The sequence below is a fragment of the Marinomonas maritima genome (assembly GCF_024435075.2).
Lineage (GTDB): Bacteria > Pseudomonadota > Gammaproteobacteria > Pseudomonadales > Marinomonadaceae > Marinomonas > Marinomonas maritima.
Genome location: NZ_JAMZEG020000003.1, coordinates 498,052 through 510,897 on the forward strand (window position 1 = coordinate 498,052; position 12,846 = coordinate 510,897).

16 protein-coding genes are annotated in these 12,846 nt (G+C 42.5%); 8 read left to right on the forward strand and 8 right to left on the reverse strand.

Features of this window, described 5'->3' with window-relative positions:
- Window positions 1-535: 535 nt before the first annotated feature.
- From M3I01_RS14570 to M3I01_RS14585, 4 genes are all read left to right on the forward strand, one after another.
- A complete protein-coding gene (locus M3I01_RS14570; protein WP_255896615.1) occupies window positions 536-1,339 on the forward strand; it encodes a transporter substrate-binding domain-containing protein in 804 nt (267 codons plus the stop codon).
- Between the two features lie 175 nt (window positions 1,340-1,514).
- Window positions 1,515-2,171, forward strand: coding sequence for an amino acid ABC transporter permease (locus M3I01_RS14575; protein ID WP_255896616.1), 657 nt, complete (start codon window positions 1,515-1,517; stop codon window positions 2,169-2,171).
- 12 nt (window positions 2,172-2,183) lie between these two features.
- Window positions 2,184-2,837, forward strand: coding sequence for an amino acid ABC transporter permease (locus M3I01_RS14580; RefSeq protein WP_275565157.1), 654 nt, complete (start codon window positions 2,184-2,186; stop codon window positions 2,835-2,837).
- A gap of 36 nt (window positions 2,838-2,873) precedes the next feature.
- Window positions 2,874-3,653 (forward strand): amino acid ABC transporter ATP-binding protein, encoded by a 780-nt coding sequence (locus M3I01_RS14585; RefSeq protein ID WP_449405575.1) that lies wholly within the window; start codon window positions 2,874-2,876, stop codon window positions 3,651-3,653.
- 71 nt (window positions 3,654-3,724) lie between these two features.
- Here the strand turns inward: M3I01_RS14585 and greB are convergent, their stop codons facing one another.
- From greB to dinB, 8 genes are all read right to left on the reverse strand, one after another.
- Entirely contained in the window at window positions 3,725-4,234 is a 510-nt protein-coding gene (gene greB / locus M3I01_RS14590) for a transcription elongation factor GreB (protein ID WP_112140999.1), read from the reverse strand.
- A gap of 83 nt (window positions 4,235-4,317) precedes the next feature.
- The gene (locus tag M3I01_RS14595) at window positions 4,318-5,148 is read right to left on the reverse strand and encodes a mechanosensitive ion channel family protein (RefSeq protein ID WP_112141747.1); all 831 of its coding nucleotides are present in this window, start codon (window positions 5,146-5,148) and stop codon (window positions 4,318-4,320) included.
- Between the two features lie 36 nt (window positions 5,149-5,184).
- A complete protein-coding gene (locus M3I01_RS14600; RefSeq protein ID WP_255896618.1) occupies window positions 5,185-5,499 on the reverse strand; it encodes a hypothetical protein in 315 nt (104 codons plus the stop codon).
- A 59-nt stretch (window positions 5,500-5,558) separates the two neighbouring features.
- Window positions 5,559-6,014, reverse strand: coding sequence for a DUF2489 domain-containing protein (locus tag M3I01_RS14605; RefSeq protein WP_255896619.1), 456 nt, complete (start codon window positions 6,012-6,014; stop codon window positions 5,559-5,561).
- A gap of 100 nt (window positions 6,015-6,114) precedes the next feature.
- Complete coding sequence (locus M3I01_RS14610) at window positions 6,115-6,933, reverse strand: inositol monophosphatase family protein (RefSeq protein ID WP_255896620.1); 819 nt, start codon at window positions 6,931-6,933, stop codon at window positions 6,115-6,117.
- Between the two features lie 29 nt (window positions 6,934-6,962).
- Window positions 6,963-7,631 (reverse strand): alpha/beta hydrolase, encoded by a 669-nt coding sequence (locus tag M3I01_RS14615; protein WP_255896621.1) that lies wholly within the window; start codon window positions 7,629-7,631, stop codon window positions 6,963-6,965.
- A gap of 91 nt (window positions 7,632-7,722) precedes the next feature.
- The gene (locus M3I01_RS14620; RefSeq protein ID WP_255896622.1) at window positions 7,723-8,703 is read right to left on the reverse strand and encodes a hypothetical protein; all 981 of its coding nucleotides are present in this window, start codon (window positions 8,701-8,703) and stop codon (window positions 7,723-7,725) included.
- 73 nt (window positions 8,704-8,776) lie between these two features.
- Window positions 8,777-9,838 carry a DNA polymerase IV gene (dinB, locus tag M3I01_RS14625; protein ID WP_255896623.1) on the reverse strand — a complete coding sequence of 354 codons (1,062 nt, stop codon included), beginning with the start codon at window positions 9,836-9,838 and terminating at the stop codon, window positions 8,777-8,779.
- A 404-nt stretch (window positions 9,839-10,242) separates the two neighbouring features.
- On the opposite strand from dinB, the gene M3I01_RS14630 reads away from it, so the two are divergent.
- From M3I01_RS14630 to M3I01_RS14645, 4 genes are all read left to right on the forward strand, one after another.
- A complete protein-coding gene (locus M3I01_RS14630; protein WP_275565158.1) occupies window positions 10,243-10,884 on the forward strand; it encodes an LPP20 family lipoprotein in 642 nt (213 codons plus the stop codon).
- Between the two features lie 2 nt (window positions 10,885-10,886).
- Window positions 10,887-12,080: a flagellar assembly protein FlgT gene (locus tag M3I01_RS14635; RefSeq protein ID WP_255896757.1), complete on the forward strand. Its 1,194-nt coding sequence runs from the start codon at window positions 10,887-10,889 to the stop codon at window positions 12,078-12,080.
- Window positions 12,081-12,141: 61 nt separating this feature from the next.
- On the forward strand, window positions 12,142-12,372 hold the full coding sequence (locus M3I01_RS14640) for a cell division protein ZapB (protein ID WP_255896625.1): 231 nt from the start codon (window positions 12,142-12,144) through the stop codon (window positions 12,370-12,372).
- On the forward strand, window positions 12,369-12,842 hold the full coding sequence (locus M3I01_RS14645; RefSeq protein ID WP_255896626.1) for a hypothetical protein: 474 nt from the start codon (window positions 12,369-12,371) through the stop codon (window positions 12,840-12,842). Before M3I01_RS14640 ends, M3I01_RS14645 begins: the two co-directional genes overlap by 4 nt.
- Window positions 12,843-12,846: the final 4 nt, after the last annotated feature.

Genomic DNA, 12,846 nt, shown 5'->3' on the forward strand with positions numbered 1-12,846 from the left:
AGTAAATAAAGAACATATTACGTTGAAATTATTTTTTAGTTGTTCATATAATGAATTAAATCAGAAAAACTCCACCTTGTTTTTGATAATGGAAAACACAATGTTTAACCATGCTATTTTTTACTTGATTAGTGATGACATGTCATTTTTGAGCTATACCAATGGCATTTATATCCGGGATACTAAAAGGTGTCGGCACATTGATACTCACTCTGAAGCCATCACCTACAATTTTGAACACGATCATCCCACCGTAAGCGCGCCATGATCAGGCAACTCGCAAGCCAGATTGTGCTGATCATTTAGTCAATCTGACTCTCGGTGAACTGGATAAAGTATTCTTTTGTAGGCAGTGGTTAAAAAGTAATAAGAACCTGTAACTAATATCAAAAATTCAGAAGGTGATGGGCAGAAATTAAATATATCGACAAGTAATCCTCACGTAAGAAGACCAGTTTTTAAGCAGTATAAAAAGTTGCGGTGCATAATAATAATATGCATCGTTTTATAAAATAAACTGAATGGGAATAGCAATATGAAGGCATTTACTAAAAAAATATCTCAATCTCTAGCTGCTGCCGCAGTGGTTGCAAGTGCAGTATCAATGATGGCTATGCCAGTGCAGGCCCGCGATCTAAATGACATTCGTAACGACGTATTTCAAGTGGTTAATTCCGGTGCTTACCCTCCATTTAGTTTTGTTGACATCAAAGGCAATCTAGTCGGTTTCGATGTTGATATTGCCAAGGCTCTGGCTGAAAAGATGGGCGTAGAAGTTAACGTACAGTCATCTCCTTGGAATGGGATTATCGCCGCCATGGTCGGTGGCCGTTTTGATGCCTGTATTTGTAGCATGAGTGACACTGAAGAGCGCCGAAAAGCGGTTACATTTACCGACTCTTACTACAGCGCAGGTCTAGCGGTTTGGGTAACGGGCGATACTGACAATGTTAACGGCCTTGATGATTTCTCAGGCAAACGAGTCGGCTCGACCTTGGGTGAAACGGGGAACCAGTGGGCCGTGGAAAATGCTAACGGTAATTGGCGCAACCAGACCTTTCAAGGATTACCTGACATGATGAATGGCCTAACCACTGGACGCATCGATATTATGATCGCTGACGATGTACCGGTAATGGTTGCCATTAGAGAAAACAATGCCGATATTAAAATGGTAGACGTTGGTAAATTACCGCGCTTCCCTGCCGCTATCTCCATTCAAAAAAATAAACCAGAACTGCTTGCAGCACTTAATAGCGCTTTATCAGAAATCAAAGCGGATGGCACATACCAAGCCATTGTCGACAAGTGGATTGGTAAAGGTGCCAATATAGAATAAAGACAAACAAAAAGTGAGCCCATTACAGCGAACACTTTGGGTCTCACTTTTTTGGTCAACACTTTGAACGTTGGCGCGCATAGCGCGAAGCTTAATCGCGGTAACTAAGACACCATGCGTCACTGGTGATTAACATTTGTACGTTTCATCACTGAAAAAATAAAAAGGTAAGACCATGGATTTCAATTTAATGGTCGAGATCACGCCCCTATTGATCAAGGCGGCCTGGATCACGATCGATATTTCTGCCCGTTCACTCTTCTTTGGGTTCTTTGTCGCGTGTGGATTGGTATTTTTGCAGTCTTTCCGCTTTGCTCCCATTCGCTGGTTTGCACGTGGCTATATCAGCGTCATTCGCGGAACACCCTATTTTGTTCAGTTGTTACTGGTGTTTTATGGTGGACCTAGCATTGGCTTACGACTTGACCCTATTACCTGCGGCGTTTTTGTCGGCGCGTTTAATATTGGCGCCTATATGAGCGAAGCCATTCGCGGCTCCATCGAATCTGTGAATAGTGGCCAAACCGAAGCAGCACGATCACTAGGGTTTGGCAGAGTACAAACATTGGTATCTATTGTGTTACCACAAGCGGCTGCATTGATGATTCGTTCTGTCGGGGTACTGGCTATTGTTGTCGTAAAAAACTCCTCTCTGGTTTCCATCATATCCGTGGTTGAATTGACTTATGAAGCACAACGTTTGGTTGGTTCGACCTATAAACCCCTAGAGATTTTCACTCTCAGTGGATTGATGTACATCATCATCGTTTACGCCGTTATGGGTATTATCGAATTAGCCTATCGTCGCGCAATGCGCTACACAACTTTATAGGAGGTCACACAGATGGAATTTGATTTCACCCCGGTAATAACCTACTTCCCAACTTTATTACAAGGCCTTGGTGTGGGTCTTCTCGTGGCTACCATCGTTGCTTTTATGTCGATTGTAGGAGGGCTATTGGTAGCGGTCATCTCAATTTATGTTAATAAAGTGGTGAGCTGGCCTTTGCGCTTTTTTATCTGGCTGTTCATGACGACACCGCTGTTGCTTCAGCTCTATTTTTTGTATTTTGGACTCGGCGAGTGGATTCTCATTCCGGCTATCCTCGTTGGTATTCTTGGACTCGGTTTTCACTACATGGCTTATAATGCCGATATTTTCATTGCCACGATAAAGTCAGTGTCAAACGGTCAGTATGAGGCGTCACGATCACTTGGCTTTGGGCATGCTCGTACTATTTTCTACATCATTGTGCCGCAAGCTTTTATTCGTTCGATCCCGCAACTTGGCAATAATATGATTTTGATGGTGAAAGACACCTCAGTCTTATCTGCTATTGGTGTCGCTGAATTAGTGTATGCCTCCCAGTATGCCATCAGCGTTACATTCCGACCATTTGAGTTCTTCATCGTTATTGCAGTGATGTATTACATGGTTAATATTTTTATGGAACTTGGCCAAGCTTGGCTAGAGCGGAAAACGGCTTATCGTCGCTAAAACTTAACCGATTACAGAGAAAGGGTAGGAGACAAAATGAGTACTGAACATCAAACCGATACTCCGATGATAGAAATCCGTAATGTATACAAGCGTTTTGGCGATCTAGAAGTGTTAAAAGGCATCGACTTGACGGTGAATCGCGGAAAAATCATATCCATTATTGGCCCTTCTGGCTCCGGAAAAAGCACTCTACTACGTTCAGTCAACCACCTTGAGGTGATTGACCAGGGTTCGATATTTCTTGACGGAGTGCAAGTAAATCGACCTGATATGAAGGGCTTAGCATTTGAACGACACATTAACCACATCCGTCAAAATATGGGCATGGTGTTTCAACACTTCAATCTCTTCCCCCATCTATCCACCATTGACAATGTCACCTTGGCACCACGCAAACTAAAGGGTATGGAGCCAAAAATGGCCCGCGAATGGGGCATGGAACTGCTTGATCGAGTTGGCCTTGCTCAAAAAGCAGATGTGTTCCCTAACTGGCTATCAGGTGGTCAGAAGCAACGAGTGGCCATTGCTCGGGCGCTGGCAATGAAGCCTAAAGTAATGCTGTTTGATGAGGCAACATCCGCCTTAGATCCAGAACTCGTTGAAGAAGTTAACTTGGTAATGCGTGGACTAGCAGAAGAACACATGACCATGTTGATTGTGACCCATGAAATGGGGTTTGCTCGCGATGTTTCGGACTGGGCTATGTTTATGGACGGCGGAGTGGTAGTTGAAGAATGTCCTCCACAGAAGCTTTTCAGCAATCCAGACCAAGAACGCACCCAAAACTTCTTGAAGAAGCATTTGAAGGGGTAACAAATTGGCTCTGACGTCTAACCCTGTCAGAGCCTCTTATTGCATTATCACAGAACTAAATGCCACGGAAGTCATACCGAAACCTGACGATATTCGATGGCGTCAATGAAATAGGTTTTCTCCCCTGCGGCTAAGCGAATAACAACCTCATCGCCTTGTTGTTTTTTCAGTAATGCCTTGGCCACTGGAGAATCTATACTGATATAAGAAAAATCATGATCTAACTCATCTGGCCCAACAATTCGATGTGTGCGTAATTCCCCCTCTTCATTCTCTAGGGTTACCCAAGCACCAAAAAAAATTCGAGTCTGATCCGCTGGCAAACGATCAACCACGGTACAGACATCCAAACGTTTTTCTAAATATCGAACACGACCATCAATTTCGCGTAACTGCTTCTTGCCATATATGTATTCTGCGTTTTCTGAACGATCACCTTGCGCTGCGGCTTCTCGAACCGTTTCAGTCACAGCAGGACGCTTCTCTTTCCACAAAAATTTTAATTCAGACAATAAGGTTTGAGCACCTTCTTTGGTGATATAGGCAGACTTTGGCGGAGAGGGTGGGCGATAACGACTCATGAAAAAAACTCAAAGGTGGAGTTATTAAAAATAAAAATGCCGTCGGGTTAAACACCCAACGGCATTTTACTTAAGCAAGAAGATTAAGATTCTTGTTTATGAACATGCACATCCATTTGTGGATATGGGATGCCAACACCACGCTCGTCAAATGTGTATTTGATTTTTTCCAACAAATCCGCCCGCACGGTCCAGTAATCGCCAGACGCAACCCAAGGGCGTAAGAAGAAATTCACTGAACTATCCGCTAACTCAGACACCGCAATGACACAGGCAGGGTCTTTTAAAATACGTTCATCCGCATTAACAATGTCTTCCATAATTTGTTTTGCTAGACGAATATCAGCGTCATAACTGATACCAACAACAAGGTCTAAACGACGAGTCGACTCTCTTGAAAAATTCACGATGGAACCGTTCATCACTGAGGAGTTCGGCACGATAATCACACGATTATCAGGTGTCTTGAGGTAAGTATGGAACAACTCTATACGATTTACGGTTCCCATTTGACCACCCGCATCAATAAAATCACCTGAACGGAATGGGCGTAACAAAATAATAAGAACACCAGAGGCAAAGTTTGACAACGAACCTTGCAATGCAAGGCCAACCGCTAAACCCGCAGCACCCAAAATCGCAATAAAGGATGTCGTTTCAACACCAATTTGCCCAAGCGCCATTAAGGCAATACCAGCAAACATTAAGGCGTATAAAATACTCGATGCAAATCCCGCAACCGCTTTATCAACAGAAGACTTAAGCAGTCGATTTTCACACCATTTGGCTACTTTAGAGGCAATATATTTACCTACAAAGAAAATAACAATGCCAACAATTAAGTTCATAACACTATCAACTAACCAAGGCATTAACTCAGAGCCTTGCTCAAAAAACGCCTGCATATCATTCATCATACCTAAACCCATCCACTTCAATTATTAACTTAATCAGACCAAATAATCCGTTTTAAACCGCCATTCATCCAGCAGTACTTCCAATCGTTGAATCCCACTTTTATTAAAAGACACACAAGAGTGCCCATCCACTAAGCACGTCCCTCTAACCCCAAACTCATCAAGCAACAAGCATTGCTCTCGCAGAACATCTAACGCTTCATTATCTCTAATGTTCATGCCAATGAAAGCATGCCACTCATGTTCGGGCAAACACCCTTGAACAGCCCTTACTAATAGATCGACACATTGTTCTTTTGTTAATCTATAGTAAGGGACTTTTGACTTATGACGAATAAAAAAAATCATCAAACAAGCGAAAAGTAGAAAGAGAAAAACAATAGATACAAGCAACTCAATCAGCATCGCTAAAAAGAGTAAGCCATTAATGCCACTTTGGCGCGTGCCAGATGCTCAGCATGTTCTTTTTCATACGCGTCCATTTCTTTACTAAATTTCACCTTTGCTTCTTTAGGTAAGTCTTTCCATTGCTCATGCGTTGGAATATGCAGCGTCTTTTCCGTAACGATATAAAAAGCAGAAATGTCCTCATGCTCCGATAAATCTTCACTCAATTGATCAAGTAAGTTCTTGATTCTAATGCTCGCTTCAATCCAGTTTATTTCATCCGTGCCCGCCACTTTTAGCAGTACACGAATGCTGTCAATACGCTTTTGGCGCTCTTCAATAAAGCGATTTTCTCCCGCCAGAATACTATCTTCTCGATGTCGGTTTAACTTAAGTTGGTGACGAATAAACCAAATAGAAACCGCCATAATCCCAACAGATAAAAGTAAAGCTATTAAAAATGCAGTAAAAGACATAATTCATCCAAATAAATAAAAATATACCGTCTGGTCACCATAATGATCTGCCTGTATTGCAGTTATACCATCATACCGATTACCAGTACTCAGAGAACGCTCAGAACGGTGCTGAAATATCTAACACGTTCAATAAGTCATCATAAAGCGCAGGCGTCGAGACCAAAAGCCCCTCACCATTCACTACCTCAGGCCAAGCACCAGTTTGGGGCAAATAACCTCCAACCGTTGCTCCTGCTTCTTCTGCAATCAGAGCCCCAGCCGCCATATCCCATGGTTTTACGCTTTCAAAATAGGCATCCAAACGTCCAGCTGCTACCCAACATAAATCCAGTGCCGCTGAGCCATTGCGGCGGATATCTTGGCAATGATGCAGCACACGAGAGACACGCTCCAATATGGGAGACAACGCTGTTTTTTGATAAGGGAAACCCGTTGCTACCAATGCGTTCCTAAGCTCTTTGGCGCCAGAAACCGACAGCTTTTTATCGTTACAATAAGCACCTTCCCCTTTAACGGCCCAGAAGCACTCACCTAAAAAAGGCGCATTCACTACACCTAAAATACGTTGCTGACCGATAAAAAGGCCAATCGACACGGCAACATGAAGATGACCATGAGCAAAGTTTACCGTACCGTCAATCGGGTCAATCACCCAAACTGGCGTTTCATCGGCAATGTCCCCTAGATTCATATTAGGAGACGATTCTTCTGACAAGATACGATGAGAAGGATAACGCTCAGTAATACTCGAACATAAGTACTGATCGACCGCTAAATCCGTCGACGTTACCAATTCATGATCCGTTTTATAGTCGCGGACAAACGCTGAACTTTGCCTCGCTTCTATGACTAACCCCCCTGCCGTTATCGCAAGATTTTTCGCAAACCCCAACCACTCTTCATGCTCTTTAGACATAAAAAACACCTTGTATAAAATAGGGAGGGTTAAGCCAATCTAGCATTTACCCAGTTTGAAATATCCTTTACTTGCTCAGGGCAAACAGCATGAGGCATATCATAACTCTGATACGAAACCGCAAAGTTTTTTGATAGCAGACGATCACGAGCTTGTGTTGCCAACACCGGAGCTACTACAGCGTCTTGTGAACCATGATGAATCAAAATTGGAGTCTTACCATTAGAACACTCCGACGCATCCGGTACGTCATCGCCATTTACTAGATAAGTTGATAGCGCCATGACGCCCGCTAATGTGTGCTGAGTTCGTAACGCGGTTTGGTAAGCAATCACCCCACCCTGTGAAAACCCAGCAACTATAATACGGCTAGGGGGAATCCCTTTATCAATTTGATCCTGTATCAAATCCGCCACTTGGCAACAAGACTCATCAATATTTGCCATGTCTACTTTTCGATCTAGCGTCATTTCATAAATGTCGTACCACGCACGCATAACCATGCCACCGTTTACCGTCACGGGACGCTTGGGAGCATGAGGAAAAACAAAACGCACTTTGAGATCTGGTGACAACGACATAGCCGGAACCAAGGATTCAAAATCATGCCCGTCTGAACCAAGACCGTGCAACCAAATAATAGCCGCATCCGGCTCACTGTTCGTTTCTACTAAGACAGATGGCAGTAATTCGCTCATTTTTAACACTCCAAAAAAATAGGCTATCGCAATTTGCCATAGCCTATCATATTGACGTTTTTCACTCGACTGTTGACGAGTAACTAGCTGTCTAATGCTCAACGGGGAAGCGCATTTCGACCACCTCCTGATTTTTATTTAATTTAAAAAGAACATCTGCACGTTCCGGCATCACAGCCAACATATGACGAGTCAAGCGTTCGTAATATTGCATAAAACGTTTTAATTCATTACAAGACATTATTTTTAAATCAATCGTATCAAGTAAGATCCCATGAATGTCATGAAGATGGTCTTCCAACATTCGCTCCTGTTTATTACGCCAATGATAGACAACATCATAACTAGGCGCTTGCATCCATGTCATAAGATCAATTTTTGCAAACAGCGCCTTATAATCGTCTTTCAACAACTGGTTAACAGTGTTTCGCCACAATCCATCGGCATCCATTTCCTCCTCAAGTTGATTTATCGGACGATACAGAGTGTCATTGATAGGCGGTGCACCAACACACCACCCTTCGAATAAAACCACATCAACGGGGCCTTGAACTTCTTGCCATAAATGCACCGCTTTTCGATCATCAACCGATTTATCAAAACAGGGAAACTTCATTACCTCCCCATCCTTCAGATTTTTCAGCCTTTCAAAAAGCGTCAACGCAAAAGCAACATCATGCGTTCCAGGCACACCTCGTACAGAAAACATAGAGGTCGTTTCGTTAGCAAATTTAAGCCGATCATGATGCGTGCTGTATAAATCGTCTAAACTCAACACAATACAATTCAGATCAAAACCTTTATTCAATATACGACTAATAACACTACAAAAAGTTGTCTTGCCGCACCCTTGCGCACCGCCAACTCCAACAATTAAGGGCCCTCTTCCACTCTCCGCTTTTTGGCTCAACCAAGTGGCAAAAGGCAGGTACAAAGGATCCATCTGATCAATCAATGACGCATCCGCATACAAACAACTCAGGGTTTGTTCCACTTCAAAGCGTAATCGATGGGACAAAGGATCGGGCATACTTAGATTCGTACTGCTAAATTTTTCCTGCCGTTTTAACATAATGAACACCTCCTTCACGTTTTACTCTGCTGAGTATAGTAAGCCTTGAGAGGATTGATCAAATTTTACACAACTAAAAGAAAGGTAAGGTTAACTGAAGCGGCTTTGGTGGTGACAATCGATACCCAACACCAATAAGACGTACCGGACGTCGGTAACGCTCGTATGCTTGTTGCAATAACGTCAAAAACACGTCATCAGATAATTTATTTTTTATGGGCTGCTCTATCGTTGTTTGCTTAAAGTCATCAAATTTCATCTTGAGATAATACTTACTAAGTTGTGATTCAAAGTTTCGCCCTGTCATACGTTTTTTTAAATCGCTTAGCAAAATAGGCAACACTGTTTGGCATTCTTTGAGGTCCGGTAAGTCTTTTGAAAAAGTATGCTCGACTGAAATGCTTTTTCTTTCTCGCGATACGGAAACAGGACGATCATCAATACCAAGTGCAAACTGAGACAAACGAAAAGCCATGCTGCCGAAGTTTTTTTGTAACACAGCAAAGTCTAATGTTTGTAAGTCAGCGCAGTTGAATACACCCAATGCCGCCAACTTTTCCTGTGCTACACGACCAATACCAGAAATTGACTTAACAGGTACCGTGGAGACAAATTCAAATTGCTTCTCAGGCGTTACTACTGTCAAACCGTCCGGCTTATCCCAATCACTTGCCACCTTCGCAATGAACTTATTAGCCGCCACACCCGCAGAAACCGTAATACCAACTTCCAACCATATTCTTGAGCGTATTTCCTCAGCAATCCGTGTGGCGCTGCCTTGAAAGTGTGGCGAATCTGTCACATCAAGATACGCTTCATCCAAGGATAAAGGCTCAATAATATCGGTAAATTCTCGGAAAATAGCGTGCATTTGCGTAGAGGCCGTTCGGTACTTATGCATATTACCGGGTAACACTCTCAATGCAGGGCATAGGCGTTTGGCAACCGATGTCGGCATAGCGGAGCGAACGCCATAAACTCGAGCAGCATAATTCGCTGTAGAAAGAACACTGCGAGTATTTTCCGGCCCTCCAATGGCGATAGGAATATCTCGCAAGCTTGGGTCATCGCGCATTTCTATAGCAGCGTAAAAACAATCCGCATCAACATGAATAATTTTGCGATTTTGCGACATAGCCTTCAAAAAAAACTGTATAAAAAAACTGTATAAAAAAACAGTATACACCAATTAATCACTTCCACTCCACACCACAAAAAATGCAATTTTTTTCTCTAGAAAAAACACTCTCACTATAAAATGTTCTAAATAATTTGAAAAAATGCACCTAAAGAACCGTTTTACTATCAAAAACAAAGAAAAAGCGTTTTTTTCGATGCCCAAACATGGACGCTAGAGCGTAAAATGGTTTACATTTTGTTCATTAGATTAGCCATGTTGAAAAACAAAGGGATTTTCGAACACATTATTCAGTTAATTCCTGCAGCATTAACTCGCTCAATTGAAACAGCACTATGCAACACATACTACTTTTCAACGCAGGATATCAAGGCAAAGACATCCATATAAAGGGCACCACCATGACACTAACACTTCGAATTTTTTTAATAGCCATAGGTGCAATAACGCTCGCCGGTTGTCAAAATCTTAACCAACCAGGGACCGCTGGAACAGGCAGCCCTTGTACTACTGTCTCACCGTGTAACGGTAATACTGTTGGAAATAGTAATAGTGCACCTTACGGTTACGCCCAAAACGGCGCACTAAATGCAAACAACACCATTGCCGTTATTAAACAAGAGCCTATTATTGTCACTGCCACTGGCTACGCTGCCACAATGACAAACAAGCGCTTATCCAAATCTCAAGCTCGTATCATGACCCTGCGTAGTTCAATGCTAGATGCTTACCGAAACTTATCTGAACGAGTTTATGGTTTGAAAATCGACGGTTCCAGCTCATTGAGCAACATGGTGATGCAAAACGACGAACTAAGAACCTATGTAGATGCGTACTTGGTTGGAGCCAAAGTGGTGTCACAACGTGAGCATGAAGACGGTACATTCGAAACCGTCGTAGAAATGGCACTGCAAGAAAATTTTCGTCAATGTTTGAGTTCTAGCAGCGTACAAACAGATCCGAACTGTAAAATTCAACCCGGTTACCGCGCAATAAACGTTCAGAACTCTACACCGACGACTAACTTCTATAGTATTGAATAATGATGTCGTCCTTGAAATATTTATTAATCGTCTCTATTGCCTTATCTTTGCCTCTCACCGTTTTTTCAAAAACGGTTGATGCGGTCGGTGAAGCGGTTATTTATAACAACGACGTTTCCGATGCGCGCTATAGAGCGACTCAACAAGCGATAAAACAAGCTGTGCTTGAGTCAGGCTCTAGAGTCAATGTTAAAGATGAACTTTATAATGGCGAGCTTGAATCTAGCCTAGAAATACGAAGCTCTGGACACGTCCAAAAGGCTCGTATCATTTCTGAAGAACAAAACGGCGATTTCCTTAGGGTCGTTGCTCGTGTAGATGTCACACCAGACTCTCAGTGCAGCACTGGCCCAACAAGTTATTATAAAAAAACCGTTGGCATTACTGGATTTGAGCTACAAACACCTCAGCAAGCAAGGCTGGGGGAGCTGAGCAATATATCCAGAGAGCTCCCCAAAGGCCTAGCGGATGAAATAAATAAACAGGGCTATCTACGAGCGCTGACAGCCACAAACATTGCTATCTATCCCGACCTATTAAATGCGCCTTCTTCCACCAACTATGATGGCTCCTTAACGAACGTCACACGAATCAGCGAACAACTTGGCGTTCAATATATTGTTAGCGGCGTTATTAGAGATATTGGTGAAGTCTATTTAAGACGTCCTAATGATAAAGACGAAAAAGACGCTTTAGACGAAGGAATTGATAAAGAAAGGAACTTTGTGGTCGATATATATATATATGATGGCTTCAGTGGCGCGCTATTGTTCGAGCACAGATACAGCGAGATAGGGAACTGGGACATATCCGATCACGCAAGAATTGGTTTTGGAAGCGCAAAATTCTGGACAGTGCATTATGGAAAAGTAGTACAACAAGCATTAAAAGAAAGCGCTTTAGATACAAGTGAACAGCTTCGATGTCAGCCTTTTATCGCTAATATTTTTCGAACCGAAGGCAACAGAATACATATATCAGCAGGGTCATTAGCAGGAGTCAAACAAGGTGATAAGTTCAACGTTTATCGTCGTTATGAAGTGTTTAATCAACTTCAATCCGCTCAAACTCAGCTGAATAATGCAAATATCAGTGTTACAATAAAACAAGTACAACCCAACTTCTCAGTTGGAGAACTTGTTGTTGACTCTCACATTTTAAACGTTCAACAACAAGATGTCGTAATAGCCTGGTAATTTTTATATAACTACGCCCACACAACCAAGGGCGATTTTTTTGATTTTTAGGACAGATACAATGAATAACGAACTACTACACCACTTAGAACAACGCATCAATGAAGCTGTAGAAGAGATTGGTTCACTACGCAAGCGCATTGCTGAATTAGAAATGCAAAACTACGAACTTAGCGAAGAAAAAAATGATATTCAAAACGCGCTAACTCAAACAAAAGAGCAGCAATCTAATTGGGAGTCTTCTCTTTCCCAAATGCTGAACCGCTTAAACCAAATGGATGACAAAAAATGAAATCACTTCTACTTGCAGCTTTAGTTCTAGTTAGTGCGAACGCATCAGCTGAAGGTCAAATTGCGAGTCTAGTAAATTTTGAATCCACAGCAACTCGACCAGACAGTAGCAACGAACAGAGCAATGTTACCTCCATAGGCTACGTCGCAATGGAGTACACCCTGCCTGAAAACATCTCTTTTTATGGTGGCTTTTCATTTGTCATTGGGGAGGATTTTGAAAGCGGCGCGACGGTAGGATCTCGATTTTATAGTGCCACTCCAGCCTTTCAGATATTCCCAGGCATTCCAATGTGGTCATTTATTGGCGGCGGCATTTCATTTTTAGAAGACACCGTATACTACCCAGAAGCCGGATTTCGTATCGCAGCTTCCGACACATCGCGACTAGATATATATGTAAAGATACTAAATAGTAGCAATGAAACCTATGACAAACACGTCATGATCGGTGCAGGGCTTACCTTCTAAGCAA